The sequence below is a fragment of the Streptomyces sp. NPDC054883 genome (genome assembly GCF_053610645.1).
Genome location: NZ_JBSGYT010000084.1, coordinates 1 through 15736 on the forward strand (window position 1 = coordinate 1; position 15736 = coordinate 15736).

The window sequence follows — 15736 nt, forward strand, 5'->3', positions numbered from 1 at the left end:
CGGCTGAGCCGTCGTGGCGGGCCGGCCGACTGCTGTCGCGGTCAGTCCCCCAGCCGGTCCAGGGAGGACGGAACGCCGTCCTCCCGCGGTGCTCGCCGGGCCGGCAGGGGAACGGGTCCGGAGGGGAGGTGCCAGGTGTAGGCGGCGGGGTCGAAGCGGTGGAGCCGGCGGGTCAGGCGCCCGGTCGACCACGGCCAGGCGAAGGTGCTGCGGCCGCTGGGGGCGAGGTAGTAGCTGGTGCAGCCGCCGGTGGCGTACACGGTGGTCGCCAGCGCCTTCTGCACCGCGCTGTTGTGCGTCGCCTGTACGGCGGGCCGGACCTCCAGCGCCTGGCTGCCGCTGCCGTCGAGGTGGGTCAGGGCGTCGGTGAGGTACCGGAGCTGGGCCTCCAGCACGGTGACGGCGGAAGTGGAGCCGCCCAGCAGGTTGGGGCCCAGGAGCAGGAACAGGTTGGGGAAGCCCGTGACGGTGGTGCCGAGATAGGCCTGCGGTTCGCCGCCCCACACGTCGTGCAGGGTCCGGCCCTGCGCACCGTACAGGTTCCGGGCCAGCGGCAGTTCACCGACGCGGAACCCGGTGGCGGTGACGATAACGTCCGCCTCGGCCACCGTGCCGTCGGCGCCGACGATCTGGTTGCCGCGCACCGCGCGCACCGCGGTGGGGTGCAGGCGGACGTGCGGCCGGTTCAGGGCCGGGTAGTAGGTGCTGGAGGTGAGCAGGCGCTTGCACCCGAGCCGGTAGGACGGGGTGAGGGCGCGGCGCAGCCGCGGGTCGGGAACGGCGAGACGCAGATGGGTCCTGGCGCCCGCTTCGAGGAGCAGGGCGAGCGAGGGATGGCGGAAGGCGTAGCCGAAGCTTTCCTGTAGTGCGTACTGGGCGGCGCGCAGGCCCCGGCGGCCGCCGGGGAGGCGGTCCACGACCCGGTGGAACGCCGGGGGCAGGGGCAGGTCGGGTTTGGGCAGCACCCACTGGGGGGTGCGCTGGAAGAGGTGTACGGCCGCCGCCCGGCCGGTGACGGCGGGAACGACCTGCACGGCGGAGGCGCCGCTGCCGACCACGCCCACCCGCTTCCCGGTCAGATCGACGTTGTCGTCCCAGCGGGCGGTGTGCAGCACGGGACCGGCGAAACCGTCGATCCCCGGCACGTCCAACGGGCGCGGAACGTGCCACGGACCGGTGGCCATGACCAGGACCGCGGCGCGGTAGGGTCCGTCGCTCGTGTCGAGCAGCCAGCGCCCGGCCGCCGGATCCCAGCGGGCTCCGTGCACCCGCACACCGCAGCGCAGCACCTCGGCCAACCCGTACCGTTCGGCGGTGCCGGCGAGGTACCCGAGGATCTCCTCCTGCCCGGCGAACACGCGGCTCCAGGCCGGGTCCGGGGCGAAGGAGTAGCTGTAGAGCGTCGAGGGCACGTCGCAGGCGCAGCCCGGGTAGGTGTTCTCCCGCCACGTACCGCCCAGCCGCGACGCCTTCTCCAGCACGAGCACATCGCGGAACCCCGCCTCACGCAGCCGGATGGCGGCGCCGAGACCGGAGAAACCCGCTCCGACCACCACGACCCGCACGTCCCGCACGGGCCGGCCGCCCTGTGCGGGAATCACCGCTTCCCCCCGCCAGGGACGGCCGTACCAGGCCGAGGACCACTGCCCGTGCGCGCGGACCGCCAGGGGCCGGGTCCCTCCAGAAACGTCATGCGACGCATGATCCCCGCACCGATCCGCCCGCGACGCCGCGGTCCGGCGGCGGAATCCGGTGCAGAAACGTCCCATCCTGGTGTCCGGAATATGCGCGGCGCGAGTTGGGGTCCCTCGAACGAAGCACGGCCCGCGAGCCGCGGCGGCCGGGCCCGGGCTCGGCCGGCCGGGCGGACGTACGGCGTGGATGCGCGCCGGGCCGCGGCCGCGTCGAGGAGAGTGGCCGGGGGGCTGGTCCCGGCCCTCGACCCCGGAAGTATCGGAGAAGCCGGTGACGGCCGACGGCATGACTGGTCCGGAGCTCGCGGAAAGCCTGCTCCAGGACACGGACGACGAAGGCACCCGCGCCGCGACCCGGCTGCTGGGCGCCCACGACGACGGCTTCTGGCTACGGCGCCTCATGGCGGACCGGACCCTCGAAACCGCCGCGGACCGGCCGCTGACCAAACGGTCCGGCGCACGCCGGACGGTCGACTGGGACGCCGTAGGCCGGCTCATGCTCACCCTGGGCTGGTCGCGCCGGGCGTCCCGGAGCGAGGTCGCGGTGCTGGAGGTCGCGGCCTCCCTCGTCGGCGGCGGCGCCGTTCAGCTCCGGCAGGTCATCGAAGCACTCGACGAGGCGGAGTTGCGGCTGGTCCTGCGGGCGATGGAGGAGGCCGCGCACGGCCGGAACCCCTGACCGGCTCCGGGCCGAGGCACGGCGCGGGCCACGTCCGGCGCCGGACCGCCTGCGGGTGCGTGGCGCCGGGAGCCCACCAGGGCCGTCACCCGAATGGACGCGCCCGGATTTCCCCGCCGCCACCCGCGCCGGATGCTGGTTCCGCGCCACTTCCGGCGCACCGCCCGATGAAGGAGCATGTCGTGGCACAGCCTTCGACCCCCGAGCCCACCGCACGCGCGCCCCGCGGAAGCGATCTCCACAGCAGCCGCGACGCCTGGGCGGCCGGCGGCACCATGTTCGCAGGAGTCCTCCTCCTCGTTGACGGCATCCTGGGCATCCTCAAGGGCATCGCCGGCATCGCGAACGACGACGTCTACGCACGCCTGGGCCACTACGTCTTCAAGTTCAACCTGACCGCCTGGGGCTGGATCCTCCTCGTCCTCGGCGTCGTCCTCGTCGTCGTCGGCGTCGGACTCCTCCAGAGAATGCCCTGGGCGCGGGTGGCCGGCGTGGTCATCGCCGGATTCAGCATCATCATCAACTTCATGTGGCTGCCCTACACACCGGTCTGGGCACTCATCTCGGTCGCCATCGGCGTCTTCGTGATCTGGGCCCTGTGCAACACGCCCGGCCGCCACTCGGCCGCCGTCTGACACCCGAACCACACCCGACGACGGCGAACGCGTCGGGGGCCGCCCGGCGGACCGGGCGGTCCCCGACGCAGCCGCGCCGAGACGGACCCGGCTCCCCGGGCTCCGCGCGGAACGTACGGGTCACGCGTAGGAGGACCAGTCCGCACCGAGGAGAGCCGCGAACTCCCGGCGCGGACGGCGTCGCCAGGACGTACTCGACGTGTCCTTGGGCGCGACGTTGTCCGGATGGATGATGCCGACGTAGAAGGACGGGTCCGCGAGCGCACCGACCCTGATGCCGGGACGGGACGCCAGCCAGTGGGTTCCCGAACCGATGTCCCGGTCGGGGAACGGGCCGGCCAGTACGACGTCCCGGCGCCGGCAGAAGGTCGGTTCGAACACCCAAGGACGCCCGGGGTCCGGATGCACGTACTGCCAGCACTCGCCGCTGGCCGAGGTGTCGAGGTACAGCACGGTCCGCAGGCCCGAAACGTCCACGTCCAGTGCGAGGTGGGCGGCGACCTGACGGGAGAGCCGCCGGTCCGACATCCAGTCGTCGTCGTCCCAGTGCACCACGAGGTCACCCCGGGCCTCCCGGCAGCCGATGGTGCGCTTGGCACCGATGGTATGCCGCCCGTCGAGCCGTACGTAGCGGACCCGGTCATCGTCCGCCGGCATCAGGTCCGCCACGGGATCGGACCCGTCGTCGAGCACCACGAGTTCCCGGGCGGGATAGTCCTGGCGGCAGAAGTACCGGATCGCCTGCGGCACGAACCGCCGCCGGTTGTACGTCGGCATCACACAGGACACCAGTGGTGCGGACGGGACCGGGCGCATCAGCCGGCCGTCCGGCCGGGCTCGATCTCCTCGGTGCGGGGCAGCCGCACCTGGTAACTCGCCTTGCCCGTCAACGCCTTGTCCGTCCAGTTCGCTCCCTCCCCCTCGGTCTCGGCTCCCTGGGCCTTTCGCCGCCGCCCTGCTTCCAGCGCAGCGGGCGCCCGCGGACCAGCAGCGCCTTGCCGCCCGCGAGGACCGGCGTGTCGAAAACCGGTTCCTCCTCGCTCGCGAGGCGGTAGGCGGGCCTGGGGGGGTTCTCCCCCGGGTGATAGGCGCGCGCGAGACCAGTCCGCGCCCGGCGCCGCCCGGCAGCCGGTACTTGATGAACCAGTCGCCGTTCACCTCGACGACGTCGACCACCCTTCCGTTCTTCTTGTCGGCGGGCAGCTCGCAGTGCACCTGCTGGCCGGCGGGTACCACTTGGGGACGCGGCTGGCCCGACCCGGAGACCCGGATGGCGGTCTCCTGCTCGTCCGTCGGGTTCACCACCCCGCGGACGGCCCAGAAGCCGTCACGCGGCACGACGTCGAGGTCCCGCATCCCGTAGCGGAGCTTGACCACGCCGAGGAGCGGACGGAGCACCGCCGCGCCCACCCTGGTGCCGCCGAAGCGCGCGAGCGCGGCCACGGCTGCGGCCAGTCCCTGCCGCAGCCGGCCCTGCGCGCGGGTGGGGTTTCCCGGGCTGCCGCAGGGCGCTCAGCGGTGCGGTGGGGGAGTGCGCCGGGTGCCGGCGGCGTCCGCCCGGCCGCCGGCCCCCAACGGCCCCGTCGGTTCGAAGGCGAATCTCCGCTGCAACCGCGGAAGTTCCCGTTTGGACAGGAAGGTGACCACCGGCGGCATCGCGGCGCGGACCGGCTGGGTGGCCCGGAGCCACGCCGGGGCGTACACGGCCGCACTGCGCCGCTCGACGGCCCGCACCATGCGGTCGGCCACCATCTCGACGGGATAGACCTTCCTCGCCGGCTTCGGCATGTGCGCCCGCAGTTCCCGCAGTACGGGATGGTGGTCCGCGTCCCGGATCATGTCGGTGTCGGTCCAGTTCAGATAGGCGATGCCCACGTCGACACCCTCGTGCGCGACCTCGGCGCGCAACGAGTGGGCGAACGACTCCACCCCGGCCTTGGAAGCGCAGTACGCACTCATCATGGGCGCCGCTCCGATCGAGGCCAGGGAGGCGATCTGCAGGTAGTAGCCGCGGGAGGCGCGCAGGTCGGGCAGGAACACGCGGGCGGTGTTGGCGCTCCCGACGAGGTTGACCTCGACCACCCGGCGCCAGAGCGACGGGTCGGATTCCGCGAAGGGGCCGCCCTCGGCCACTCCGGCATTCGCGATGACGATGGAGGCGGGGCCCAGGGTGTCCCGTACCTCGGCGGCCACCCGGCGCATCGCCTCGTCGTCGGTGACGTCGACCTCCCAGCACCGGGCCGGTCCGGGGAGCGCATCCCGGACCTTGGCGAGGGTCGACTCCTCCCGGCCGAGGAGGGCGACCGAAGCCCCCCGCCGGGCCAGCTCCCGAGCCATCGCCGCCCCCAGCCCCCGGGCGGCGCCGGTCACCACAGCAGTGCGGTCTTGCAGCGGACGTAGCGAGGCCGTCACGTGGTCCTCCTCGGGGGAAGGGGCCGCCGGCGCGGCGTTTCCAACCGCGCCGTGTGGTCCGGTGGGCCGTTCTCCCACCATAGGCACCGGAGCCGGCACCCGCCGGATTAAGGGGTTGCATCCGATCGCCGCGGGCGGGGCGAAGTGTGGAGCATGAAGCTGAAAGACGAGCTGCCCGTCGACCACCATCTGGCGACCGTCTACCGCTACGGCGCCGCCTTCTGCGGCGTCGTACTGATCGTGTTCGGGTGTCTCGGTTTCGCGGACGCCCTGAGCCCGTTCGACACGGCGGGCGACGAGATCGCCGGGATGACGACCAACGTGGCGCTCAGCGTCATTTCCACCGTCGTGGGGCTCGTGCTGATCGGCGGCGCCGTGGTGGGCGGCAACATCGCCTCCACGCTCAACATGACCGTCGGAGCGTTCTTCCTGCTGAGCGGTTTCGCGCACCTCTTCGTGCTCGACCGGCGTGCCAACGTCCTCGACTTCGGCATGACGAACGTGGTGTTCAGTTTCGTCATGGGGCTGATCGTGCTGTCCTTCGGCATGTACGGCCGGGTGTCGGGCAAGCTGCCGCACGACAACCCGTACTGGCGCCGCCGCCACCCCGGGGAGGCGGCCCGCGAGCCGCTGACCGGCAGGCACGCGGTTGCGGCCGTGCCCAGCCTCGAACAGCATGAGCGGGACCGGTGACGGCCGGCGGAGGAGGAAGCGATCATGGCCAAGGGCGACAAGCTCAGCTCGGGCGACGAGGTCACCTGGAGCAGCCACGGCAAGACCGTGTCCGGTGAGGTGAAGAAGAAGATCACCAAGCGCACGCAGGCCGCGGGCCGCACCGTCGACGCCTCGAAGGACGACCCGCAGTACGAGGTGGAGAGCGACAAGTCCGGACGCCGGGCCGTCCACAAGCCGCAGTCACTGCGCAAGCGCGACAAGCACGCCTGAACCCCGGGGGGCCGACCGCGCACGAGGCCGGCGCACGGACCGGCCTCCTGGTCGGCACGCGAAGGGTCGGGCGCTCTGCTCCGCGCCGGGACGGCCCTCTGGTACGAGCCGTCGGATGCCGCCCGGTGAGCGTCAGCGCACCAGCAGGTCGATCACACCCGTCAGGTCCTCCTCGCCGCCGCCCTCGGCCAGGCGGCGGCGCATCAGCTAGAAGTACGGGCCGAGCAGCTCCGGGCTGACGCCCTGCTGCTCGGCGGTGCCCAGGAAGGCCGGCGTGCCTGCCACCTGCATGGCGAGATCGAAGACGACGCCCTTGCGTCGTCAGGTTGGCTAGGTTCCGGCCGGCCAGGTCGGTGCCGGTCAGCACACCGTCGACGGAGGCGTCGTCCAACAGGCGGACGTCCCGGGGATAACGGAGCAGGTACTGGCCTCTCACCTGCGCGAGCTGGGGGCGGACGGCGTCGTGCACCGCGAGTCTTACGACGAGGTGCCGCGCCGCGTCGAGTACGCGCTGACCGAGGACGGCGCGCGCCTGAACGACGCGGTCCAGCCGCTGGCCGCCCGGGGACGTGGGCGGCGGTCTGATCGAGGGCCGACGGAAGTACTCGGATCGGGTCCCGGCGCCCGCTCCGTCCGCCCGGAGCCAGGGGAGTCACGGCCGCCGGACCACCGGCCCCCCGGCCGTACCCCGTTCAGCCCTGGGCGTCAGCCGAGGTCGGCTCCGCCTGGCCGTCGACGGGGATGTCCAGCCGCTCGGCAACGGTGGTGAGGGCCGTCCCCAGGGGGAGCGCGACCCGGGTGGCGGCGTGCCGGTCGCCCCGGGTCGGGTTCCGGTTCACGATCAGCACGGGCTTGCCTGCCTGGGCTGCCTGGCGCACGAACCGCAGCCCGGACATCACCGTCAACGAGGAGCCCAGGACGAGCAGCGAGGTCGCCCCGCTGACCAGTTCGCGGCAGTGCTCGACCCTCGGCGGCGGAACGGATTCGCCGAAGAACACCACGTCCGGTTTGAGGATGCCGCCGCATGCCGAGCACGGCACCACCGAGAAGTCCCCGACCTGCTCGTCGGTGAGGTCGGCGTCACCGTCCGGGTTCAGCCCGGCGGCCACCGGCTCGAAGCCCGCATTCGCCTCCTCCAACCGCCGGGCGAGTTCCCGGCGCGAGCCGAAGGCGCCGCAGGAAAGGCAGACGACCCGGTCCAGGCCTCCGTGCAGTTCCACCACATCCTCGCTCCCGGCGGCCTGATGCAGACCGTCGACGTTCTGGGTGATCACACCCGAGAGCAAACCGTGTCTCCCGAACGCCGCCACGGCCCGGTGCCCGGCGTTGGGGCGGGCACGGCCGAACGTGCGCCAGCCGAGGTGGCTGCGCGCCCAGTACCGGCGCCGGGCCTGAGCGCTGGCGGTGAATTCCTGGTAGGTCATCGGGGTATGCCGACTCAGGCTTCCGCCCTCGCCGCGGTAGTCGGGGATGCCCGACTCGGTGGAGATGCCCGCCCCGCTGAGGACCAGCACCCCGCCGCTTCGCAGGGCGCCGGCGACCGGCTCCGGGTCCGCGGTACCGGGCCGCGGGTCCTCGGTGGGCGTCCAGCTCAGAGTGGGGCGCATGCGCATGCCGCCAAGCGTACGGAACAGGTCCGACACCGGCACGGCCCCCCGACACCGGCACGGCCCCGCCGGGCCGGCCCGGCACGGCAGGGACCGCCGCCCACCAAAAGTAGTCAGTTGACCACAGAGTCACGCGGCGGTGTAGAAAGAGATCACATACGACCGGACCGGTCGGCAAAGAGCACATTCCTTGGGGGGAACCGAACATGCGCACCCGCGCCCTGCGCAGAGCAGCACTCGTCTCTCTGCTCGCCGCCTCAGCCGTGACCGTCCTTGTCCCGGCGGCTGCCACTCCGGCCGCTGCCGCCCCGGCCGAGTGCCGCGGGCCCCAGAGCGGTGTCCTGGCGACGATCTATCCCGGCCAGCGGCTGGAGTCGGGAGCCCGTCTCGAGGACAAGGTGAGCACGACCGAGCTGGTCATGCAGGCCGACGGGAACCTGGTGCTGTACGCCCTCGGCAATCCGGGTGGCTACAAGCTGCCGCTGTGGAACAGCGGCACGTACGGCAACCCCGGTGCCTACGCCACCATGCAGGCGGACGGCAACTTCGTCGTCTACCGCCAGGGCGGTAGTGCCCAGACGGGCGGCGGCATCTGGCACACCGCGACGTACGGCACCGGGACCGGAAGCGTCCAGGCCTCCCTCCTCGGGGGCGACTTCGTCGTCGAAGGCCGCAGCGCCTCGCACTGGTCCACCCGGAGCCCCGAGCGCCAGGCCTGGTTCTGCTCGGAGTTCGCGACCGCCGCGGAGGGCTGGTGGACGGGCAACTGGGCCCAGTCCGCCACGGTGTGGTTGGTGCTCCAGCAGGACAACAACCTCGTCATGTACCGCAAGAGCGACGGCAAGGCCATCTGGCAGAGCGGATCGTACGGGGGCAACTACCGGGTGACCCTGCAGATGGCTCCCAAGGACCGGGGTGACTTGACCCTCGTCGAGGAAGGCCGCAGCACCGTCCGCTGGCGGTCGGGCACGGCCGGCAATGACGGTGCCTACGCCCTGCTCCAGGACGACGGCAACTTCGTCGTCTACAAGAAGGACGGCGGTCCCGGCAAGGGCGGCTCCCTTTGGGCAACCGGCACTTACAACAAGATCTGACCGACTACGGGGGAATCCCATGCACCACCGCCTGCTCCGCAGCGCGTCCATATCGCTGCTCGCCGCCTCCGTCCTCACCGCCCTGCTCCCTGCCGCGGCGAACGCCGCGCCCGTCGCCCGAAGCGGGGTGGCCGACTGCGACGGGCCCTACGACAACCGCGAGACGGTCCTGAACGTGGGCCAGCGGCTCGCTCCGGGCGAGAAGCTGACCAATCCGTCCCAGGTGACCGAGCTGGTCATGCAGGCCGACGGGAACCTGGTGCTGTACGCCCTCGGCAATCCGGGTGGCTACAAGCTGCCGCTGTGGAACAGCGGCACGTACGGCAACCCGGGCGGGTACGCGACCATGCAGGCGGACGGCAACTTCGTCATCTACCGCCAGGGCGGTAGCGCCCAGACGGGCGGCGCCGTCTGGCACACCGCGACGTACGGCGACCACGCGGAAATGAAGCCGATGGCGAAGCTGGAGGCGAACGGCAATTTCAAGGTCATAGGCCGCAACGACGGCGAATGGGGGACGCACTGGTCGCCCCTCAGGCGGGAGAAGCCCACCAAGCTGTGCGCGAACGACGTGACGCACCAGTACCGGTACTGGTTCGACGGCGACTGGGCCCAGAGTGCCACCGTGTGGCTGTTCCTCCAGGACGATGGCAACCTCGTCATGTACCGCAAGAGCGACGGCAAGGTGATCTGGAACAGCGCGACGTACGCGACGGGTTACTACTCGACGGAACTGCGGATGGGTACGGACGGCGAGATGAGCCTGCGCGACTGGTTCGACGAGGACAAGGTTGCCTGGCGAGCCGGCACGGCCAACAACCCGGGCGCCTACGCCCTGCTCCAGGACGACGGGAACTTCGTCGTGTACACGGCGGACGGCGGCCCCGGCAAGGGCGGCGCCCTCTGGGCAACCGGCACCTACAACAAGGTCTGACCGGTCCGCGGAGCGGATGCCGAGGGGCGGGGTGGAGGTATACCCCGCCCCTTTGGCGCGTGTCGCTCCCTGCATGCCCGCCGGCTACTGGTGAGCGGTGATTCCGGTGAGGATGAGGTCGATGCCGGCCAGGAACTCCGCCCGGTCGTCGTGGTCGCGCAGTTGGTCGGCGACGTTCCGGGTGAACGCGTACTGGTCGGGGTCGAGCTCCGTCCACGCCGTCGCCACGGCGTCGAGGAACTTGGCCCGGTCCGCGTCCGGCTGGTGCGCCCGGGCGTTCGCCGCGTTCTGGCCCGCCACTCCGAGGATGTAGTTCAGCAGCGCGGACGCCGCCGTGAACTGGCGCGCCCCGGGCACTCCGAGTGCCTGGACCTGTCGTCCGAGGCGTTCGAAGACTTGGACCATCGGCGGCTGACCCGGCGTGCGGGCGAGCTGTGTGCCGACCCACGGGTGGGCGTCGATCGCGTCGAACACGCCGACTGCCAGGGCGCGGATCGCTCCCTGCGGCGTCACGTCACCGTCGTCGCCTCCGTCGCCGCCGGAGATGGCCGCGGTGACGACGGCTTCGGCGGCCGCACCGAGGAGTTCGCTCTTGCCCGTGACGTGCCAGTAGATGGCCCCGGGCCCGGTCGCGAGGTGCTGGGCCAGCGCGCGGAAGGTGAGACCGGTCTCTCCCACCGTGTCGAGGAGTTCCACGGCAGCGCTGACGATGCGCTCCCGGGAAAGCGGTTCCTGCCGTCGTTCCGGACGACGCGTCCTGGTTGCCATCCCTCCATCCTAGCCGCCCTGGAACATTGTTCCAGCTTGACAGGGGGTGGAACGTTGTTCCACCCTGTGAGCGCTGGAACGGCGTTCCAGAAGCCGCGGGGTGTCATCCAGCGGCCGGGACCAGGAAGGAAGCACCATGACCACTGTCACGATCGTCGGCGCGGGCCTCGGCGGACTGACGCTCGCCCGCGTCCTGCACGTACACGGAATACCGGCCACGGTCTACGAGGCGGAGGCCTCCGCGACGGCGCGCACACAGGGCGGGATGCTCGACATCCACGAGTACAACGGCCGGCTCGCCCTCCGGGCGGCGGGCCTGCTCGACGAGTTCCGCGGCCTCGTCCTGGAGGGACGCGAGGCCACGCGGATCCTCGACCGCGACGGCGTCGTCCTGTTCGACCAGCCCGACGACGGCACACGCGGACGCCCCGAGGTGCTGCGCGGCGAGCTGCGGCAGATGCTGCTCGACTCGCTCCCGGCCGACACCGTCCGGTGGGGGCACAGGGTCAGCGCCGTCCGATCCCTGGGCGGGGGCCGCCACGAGGCGACGTTCGCCGGCGGCGCCACCGTCGTCACCGACCTGCTGGTCGGTGCGGACGGCGCGTGGTCGCGGGTCCGGCCGCTGCTCTCCGACGCCACACCCGAGTACGTCGGCACGTCGTTCGTCGAGACCTACCTGCTCGACAGCGACACCCGGCACCCCGCCAGCGCGAAAGCGGTCGGCGGCGGCGCCCTGTTCGCGCTCGCACCGGGGCAGGGGATCACGGCCCACCGGGAGGGTGACGGAACCCTCCACGCCTACATCACGCTCAACAAGCCGAAGGACTGGTTCGCCGGTATCGATTTCACCGATCCCGCCGCGGCCACCGCCCGGATCGCGCAGGAGTACGCCGGCTGGGCGCCGGAGCTCACCGCGCTGATCACCGGCACCGACACCGCACCCGTCCCGCGGCCCGTCCACTCCCTGCCCGGCGGGCACCGTTGGGACCGCGTGCCCGGCGTGACCCTGCTCGGAGACGCGGCCCACCTGATGCCCCCGTCCGGCGAGGGCGCCAACCTGGCGATGTACGACGGCGCGGAACTCGGCCGGGCCATCGCCGGGCACCCCGGTGACATCGAGGCCGCGCTCACCGCATACGAGCGGGCCCTGTTCCCCCGCAGCGCCGCGGCCTTCACGGAAGCCCTCGACGTCTTCCGGCTCTGCTGCCTCGACGACAACGCACCGCAGGGCCTGCTCGACATGTTCACGGGACCCGAGCAGGGCGCCATTTGACCCTCCCCCTACGCCAGGCTCGAGGCTGTGTGCCGACGAAAGGGCAGGTGGATGAGTTATTCAGTGGGGCAGGTCGCGGCCTTCGCCGGAGTGACGGTGCGTACGCTGCACCACTACGACAAGGCGGGACTGCTCTCGCCCAGTGGCCGCAGCCGTGCCGGCTACCGGCTCTACAGTGACGCCGACCTGCTCGCCTCCAGCAGTTCCTCTTCTACCGCGAACTCGGCTTCCCCCTCGATGAGATCGCCGAGATCTTCCAGGACCCGCAGGCGAACGCCCTGGAGCGGCTCCGGGCCCGGCAGCGGCAGTCGACTGAGGAGACCGCCAGGCTGCAACGGCTGGCCGAGGTGGCGGAACGCGCGATGGAGGTCCAGAAGACCGTGGAGGTCCTTCGCGGCGGCTCCCCGCCCCTCCTGATCGGCTTCGGCAGCATGGCGTCCGGTGACGGGGAACGGCTGAACGAGATCGCCGTGCGGGCCCTGCGCCGCGCCGGGCCACGCGGCATCCTCCAGGCCGGCAGTGCCGGTCTCGCCGCCGCCGACGACGACGTCCTCACGATCGGGGACGCACCGCACGCCCTGCTGTTCCCGCGGCTGGCCGCGGTGGTCCACCACGCCGGGGCCGGCACCTCGGCCGCCGCGCTGCGCGCCGGCGTGCCCGCGGTCACCGTGCCGGTGACCGCCGACCAGCCGTACTGGACGGGACGACTCGCCGCCCTGGGCGCGGCGAGTCGTCCCGATCCCCTTCCGCTCGCTCACCGCCGAACGGCTCGCCGAAGCGCTCGGCCGAGCGGTGCGGGACCAGCCATACACCGAGCCGCCGCGCGAGCCGCCCGGCACATGGCGGGCGAGGACGGATCAGGCCGGACCCTCAAGGTGATCCAGCAGCTGACCAACGGCTGATGCGCAGCCCGCCGGGGATTGCAGGACAGCCCTTAGTTCCTCAGCCACATCCGGTAGCTCTCACGGTCGAAGCCGGGCGTCCCGCCCCGGCTCCGCCTGGTGGACAGGAACTCCCGGAACACCTGTGCGGAGCGCGGGTTCTGGCTGCACTGCCACACGCCGTGCGGGCAGTAGTCGGTGATGCTGTGGTAGAGCGGCTTGTGCTCGGCGATCCATGTCAGCATGTCCCGCATGTACTCCGGATTGTCGCCGTTGCGGAACAGGCCCCATTCGGGGTACGAGACCGGCTTGCCGTGCGCCTCCGCGAAGTCGACCTGCTGCTGGAGTCCGTAGGGCTGGTTGACCTGCTCGTCGAAGGAATGGCCGGGCGGCTGGTCGTAGGTGTCCATGCCGACGATGTCGACCACGTCGTCACCCGGGTAGCACCGGGTCCAGGCGATCGCGTCGCCGCCGCGGTTGGGTGCGAAGTCGAATTGGAACCACTGTCCCTCCACAGAGCGCATGGCGGCAACGATGCGCCGCCAGTACTTCTTCCAGTTCTCGGGGCCGGGCCGGCAGCGGTGGGTGTAGTTGAAGCCGTTCATCTCCCAGCCGAGCACGATCACCGTGTCCTGCAGCCCGAGACCGACCAGACGCTCGGCCAGCCGCCGGAAGTGGCGGTCGAACGCACCCTGCGCGCCGGAGCGGAGCAGCTCGGCGACCCGGCCGTCGGGGACACCGGCCTCGTTGCGCTCCAGCATGGGCACGTTCAGGACGAACAGCCGATCGGGTCTCGCGTTGCGCCACCGTGCCCAGCTGTCCAGGGAATCCGGCGCCCCCTCGATGTTCGCCCAGGTGTCCCCGGGCAGGTACGTGTGCCCGGCGCGCAGCTCGGTACCGAGCCAGCGCGAGAGTTCCTGCATCCTCTCGACGCCGGACGAGTCGTAGTGGAGGTAGGCGCCCACTGCGACCTCGCTCCCGGCATCGCTGCCGGAATCCTGGTGTGGGGGCGTGGCGAGGGCGCCCCCGGTGACGAGCAGGCCGACAGCGACCACACTCGCGCACGCGCCCGCCAGCCAGCGGCCTCGATGGGACATGACGCCTCCACACGCTTCGCGAATCGATCCGTCTAGCTGTGACGTTAGGCATCCCATCTGATTCGTGGGCTGTCCGGTGTCCCGATGCTGGGCCATTCGCGGCAGCCGACTGCCCTCGCTTGCTCCGGCCGGGTGAAGGCCGCCGCCCCCATGCGCGTGTCGGCGGCTCGTCTTTCCGCGCGATGGCCTACGGAACGTTCGTCGTGGTCTCGCACCGGACGGCGACATCGGTTCCCGCTGTGCCGTCGCAGCTGTCCGGCGCGTCGTCACCGCCGTCGAGGACGTCGTCGCCGCCCACCGTCTCGGGGACGGGCGCGGCCTGCTGTCGGGGCGCCACATCGGCAGCACTGGACCGGACGGGGCGTTGTCTGCGGCTGCCGTCGCCGTGCGCGGCATGTCCGGAGTTGCTGTCCCCGATGAGGGTGTCGGTGCCGGGGCCGCCCAGGAGCACGTCCCTCCCGTGGCCGGTGGCCGTGCCCTCGGCGGAGGAGTCGCCGGTGATGCTGTCGTTGCCGGGGCCCCCGTCCAGGGTGTCCGCGCCGCCGCCCGCGGCGTTGATGCCGCCGCGGCTGTCGCCGATCATGGCGTCGTCCCCCTCCTCGCCGAAGAGGATGTCGTTGCCGCCTCCCGACGCGCTGCCCCCGAAGGCCATGCTGTCGCCGCCCATGCGGTCGTCGCCCGGGCCGCCGAAGAGGAGGTCGTCGCCCGCGCCGTCGGCGGGAGCCCGGGTGGTGATCAGGTCGCCGCGGATGAGGTCCCCGCCTTCGCCGCCGTCGATCCGGTCGTCGCCCGGTCCGCCCGCGAGGGTGTCGTTCCCCGCGAGACCGCAGATCAGGTCGTTACCGCCGCGTCCGTTGATGACGTCGGCGGCCGCGGAGCCGACGATGACATCGTCCCCCTCGGTCCCGCTGACCGTGCCCGCTCCGGTGATGGTCGCCGCGCGCCCGAAGCAGGTCGTCGCGGGGATGTCGGCGGCCGCCGCCGGGAGGCCGAGCGAGAGCAGTGCGGCTGCCGCCAGCGAAGCGAGTTTTCGGCCAGGCATGGGGACCTCCGGTCGTCGAGCCAAGCGGCCGCCTTGAATTCCGTCGGGACCATAGGCGGCGAAGACCCCGTGTGCAATGACCTGCCTGGATATCGGCGTGCCCGGCCCTCGGTCGGCCCAGGGGTCTGCCGTCGCCGGGGTGGTCACGACGCCGTACGCAGGTGTCGCTGCTGACGGCGCCCGCGAAGGTCGACCCGGATGCCGCGGTTCCCTTCGATCCACGGCCCTTCCCCGCCCGCGACCGCGCTCTGAAAGGGGCACGAGTGGTTACCCGCAGTGAGATCCCGGGCCCCGGGCCGTGACACGCCCCATAGGAGCCACGTCACATACGAACCGTGGTAGTAGGTCCGGGAGCCCGAAACCGTGAACCGCTTCCCATCGCCCGGGATCCGTCCCCGCCCACCGGAGCGGCATCGGCCGCCGACTGCGAAGGTTCTTAGTAAGAAGGGTCGTTGCCAGGGCTGCCCGGGCCTGGCTAACTGGTTGATGTCGCCACGGCGGCAGGGGCAACCGCCTCCCGCCCGACGAACCCCTCTCCTTCGCGTGAGTGGCTCACGCATGCTCCGGCATGCCGCGACCTCCCTTGTCCCCTTCGGAAGGTTTCCTCCGTGTCCAACGCCGTCATCCGCCGCATCGCCGCTTCGAAGAAGACCCTCGCGGGTACCGTCGTCGCCC

General features: G+C 71.8%; 14 protein-coding genes and 4 pseudogenes. 10 read left to right on the top strand and 8 right to left on the bottom strand.

The window, feature by feature from the left end; translation table 11 throughout:
• Positions 1–41 precede the first annotated feature (41 nt).
• The gene (locus ACWGH1_RS34340; RefSeq protein ID WP_453357073.1) at positions 42–1601 is read right to left on the bottom strand and encodes a flavin-containing monooxygenase; all 1560 of its coding nucleotides are present in this window, start codon (positions 1599–1601) and stop codon (positions 42–44) included.
• A gap of 379 nt (positions 1602–1980) precedes the next feature.
• Between ACWGH1_RS34340 and ACWGH1_RS34345 the strand changes: the two genes are divergently transcribed.
• Positions 1981–2373 (top strand): hypothetical protein, encoded by a 393-nt coding sequence (locus tag ACWGH1_RS34345; RefSeq protein WP_453357074.1) that lies wholly within the window; start codon positions 1981–1983, stop codon positions 2371–2373.
• Between the two features lie 182 nt (positions 2374–2555).
• Positions 2556–3008: a DUF7144 family membrane protein gene (locus tag ACWGH1_RS34350; RefSeq protein ID WP_453409328.1), complete on the top strand. Its 453-nt coding sequence runs from the start codon at positions 2556–2558 to the stop codon at positions 3006–3008.
• Positions 3009–3128: 120 nt separating this feature from the next.
• On the opposite strand, the gene ACWGH1_RS34355 is transcribed toward ACWGH1_RS34350, so the two are convergent.
• Positions 3129–3785 (bottom strand): glycosyltransferase family 2 protein, encoded by a 657-nt coding sequence (locus tag ACWGH1_RS34355; protein WP_453356850.1) that lies wholly within the window; start codon positions 3783–3785, stop codon positions 3129–3131.
• A 735-nt stretch (positions 3786–4520) separates the two neighbouring features.
• Positions 4521–5420 (bottom strand): SDR family oxidoreductase, encoded by a 900-nt coding sequence (locus ACWGH1_RS34360; RefSeq protein WP_453356851.1) that lies wholly within the window; start codon positions 5418–5420, stop codon positions 4521–4523.
• Between the two features lie 153 nt (positions 5421–5573).
• On the opposite strand from ACWGH1_RS34360, the gene ACWGH1_RS34365 reads away from it, so the two are divergent.
• Together ACWGH1_RS34365 and ACWGH1_RS34370 are read left to right on the top strand one after the other, a co-directional pair.
• Positions 5574–6113 carry a DUF4383 domain-containing protein gene (locus ACWGH1_RS34365; RefSeq protein WP_453356852.1) on the top strand — a complete coding sequence of 180 codons (540 nt, stop codon included), beginning with the start codon at positions 5574–5576 and terminating at the stop codon, positions 6111–6113.
• Positions 6114–6137: 24 nt separating this feature from the next.
• The gene (locus tag ACWGH1_RS34370; RefSeq protein ID WP_453356853.1) at positions 6138–6365 is read left to right on the top strand and encodes a DUF2945 domain-containing protein; all 228 of its coding nucleotides are present in this window, start codon (positions 6138–6140) and stop codon (positions 6363–6365) included.
• A gap of 132 nt (positions 6366–6497) precedes the next feature.
• Here the strand turns inward: ACWGH1_RS34370 and ACWGH1_RS34375 are convergent.
• Positions 6498–6680, bottom strand: a pseudogene (locus ACWGH1_RS34375) (NAD(P)-dependent oxidoreductase); the annotation flags it as partial.
• A gap of 85 nt (positions 6681–6765) precedes the next feature.
• Here ACWGH1_RS34375 and ACWGH1_RS34380 point away from each other — a divergent pair.
• A pseudogene (locus tag ACWGH1_RS34380) lies at positions 6766–7134 on the top strand (winged helix-turn-helix transcriptional regulator); the annotation flags it as partial.
• Here ACWGH1_RS34380 and ACWGH1_RS34385 read toward each other — a convergent pair.
• Positions 7058–7978, bottom strand: a complete 921-nt coding sequence (locus ACWGH1_RS34385; protein WP_453355834.1) for an NAD-dependent protein deacetylase — start codon at positions 7976–7978, stop codon at positions 7058–7060. The pseudogene ACWGH1_RS34380 and the gene ACWGH1_RS34385 overlap by 77 nt on opposite strands.
• A 200-nt stretch (positions 7979–8178) precedes the next feature.
• On the opposite strand from ACWGH1_RS34385, the gene ACWGH1_RS34390 reads away from it, so the two are divergent.
• Both ACWGH1_RS34390 and ACWGH1_RS34395 read left to right on the top strand, forming a co-directional pair.
• Entirely contained in the window at positions 8179–9066 is an 888-nt protein-coding gene (locus ACWGH1_RS34390; protein WP_453409329.1) for a hypothetical protein, read from the top strand.
• A 19-nt stretch (positions 9067–9085) separates the two neighbouring features.
• Entirely contained in the window at positions 9086–10000 is a 915-nt protein-coding gene (locus ACWGH1_RS34395) for a hypothetical protein (protein WP_453409330.1), read from the top strand.
• Between the two features lie 84 nt (positions 10001–10084).
• Here ACWGH1_RS34395 and ACWGH1_RS34400 read toward each other — a convergent pair whose 3' ends face one another.
• Positions 10085–10768: a TetR/AcrR family transcriptional regulator gene (locus ACWGH1_RS34400; protein ID WP_453355836.1), complete on the bottom strand. Its 684-nt coding sequence runs from the start codon at positions 10766–10768 to the stop codon at positions 10085–10087.
• A 136-nt stretch (positions 10769–10904) separates the two neighbouring features.
• Between ACWGH1_RS34400 and ACWGH1_RS34405 the strand changes: the two genes are divergently transcribed.
• The 3 genes and pseudogenes from ACWGH1_RS34405 to ACWGH1_RS34415 form a co-directional block, all read left to right on the top strand.
• Positions 10905–12041, top strand: a complete 1137-nt coding sequence (locus tag ACWGH1_RS34405; protein WP_453355837.1) for an FAD-dependent oxidoreductase — start codon at positions 10905–10907, stop codon at positions 12039–12041.
• A 51-nt stretch (positions 12042–12092) separates the two neighbouring features.
• A pseudogene (locus tag ACWGH1_RS34410) lies at positions 12093–12421 on the top strand (MerR family transcriptional regulator); the annotation flags it as partial.
• 3 nt (positions 12422–12424) lie between these two features.
• Positions 12425–12943, top strand: a pseudogene (locus tag ACWGH1_RS34415) (glycosyltransferase); the annotation flags it as partial.
• Between the two features lie 32 nt (positions 12944–12975).
• Here the strand turns inward: ACWGH1_RS34415 and ACWGH1_RS34420 are convergent.
• The gene (locus ACWGH1_RS34420) at positions 12976–14019 is read right to left on the bottom strand and encodes a glycoside hydrolase family 26 protein (RefSeq protein ID WP_453357130.1); all 1044 of its coding nucleotides are present in this window, start codon (positions 14017–14019) and stop codon (positions 12976–12978) included.
• A gap of 187 nt (positions 14020–14206) precedes the next feature.
• A complete protein-coding gene (locus ACWGH1_RS34425; protein ID WP_453357129.1) occupies positions 14207–15061 on the bottom strand; it encodes a calcium-binding protein in 855 nt (284 codons plus the stop codon).
• Positions 15062–15736: the final 675 nt, after the last annotated feature.

What these genes read in the sequence shown, in the direction of transcription:
- ACWGH1_RS34345 (WP_453357074.1), top strand. Translation starts at nt 1,981, where the DNA reads ATGACTGGTCCGGAGCTCGCGGAAAGCCTGCTCCAGGACACGGACGAC.
- ACWGH1_RS34390 (WP_453409329.1), top strand. Translation starts at nt 8,179, where the DNA reads ATGCGCACCCGCGCCCTGCGCAGAGCAGCACTCGTCTCTCTGCTCGCC.
- ACWGH1_RS34400 (WP_453355836.1), bottom strand. Translation starts at nt 10,768, where the DNA reads ATGGCAACCAGGACGCGTCGTCCGGAACGACGGCAGGAACCGCTTTCC.
- ACWGH1_RS34420 (WP_453357130.1), bottom strand. Translation starts at nt 14,019, where the DNA reads ATGTCCCATCGAGGCCGCTGGCTGGCGGGCGCGTGCGCGAGTGTGGTC.
- ACWGH1_RS34370 (WP_453356853.1), top strand. Translation starts at nt 6,138, where the DNA reads ATGGCCAAGGGCGACAAGCTCAGCTCGGGCGACGAGGTCACCTGGAGC.
- ACWGH1_RS34395 (WP_453409330.1), top strand. Translation starts at nt 9,086, where the DNA reads ATGCACCACCGCCTGCTCCGCAGCGCGTCCATATCGCTGCTCGCCGCC.
- ACWGH1_RS34425 (WP_453357129.1), bottom strand. Translation starts at nt 15,061, where the DNA reads ATGCCTGGCCGAAAACTCGCTTCGCTGGCGGCAGCCGCACTGCTCTCG.
- ACWGH1_RS34365 (WP_453356852.1), top strand. Translation starts at nt 5,574, where the DNA reads ATGAAGCTGAAAGACGAGCTGCCCGTCGACCACCATCTGGCGACCGTC.
- ACWGH1_RS34405 (WP_453355837.1), top strand. Translation starts at nt 10,905, where the DNA reads ATGACCACTGTCACGATCGTCGGCGCGGGCCTCGGCGGACTGACGCTC.
- ACWGH1_RS34355 (WP_453356850.1), bottom strand. Translation starts at nt 3,785, where the DNA reads ATGCCGACGTACAACCGGCGGCGGTTCGTGCCGCAGGCGATCCGGTAC.
- ACWGH1_RS34385 (WP_453355834.1), bottom strand. Translation starts at nt 7,978, where the DNA reads ATGCGCATGCGCCCCACTCTGAGCTGGACGCCCACCGAGGACCCGCGG.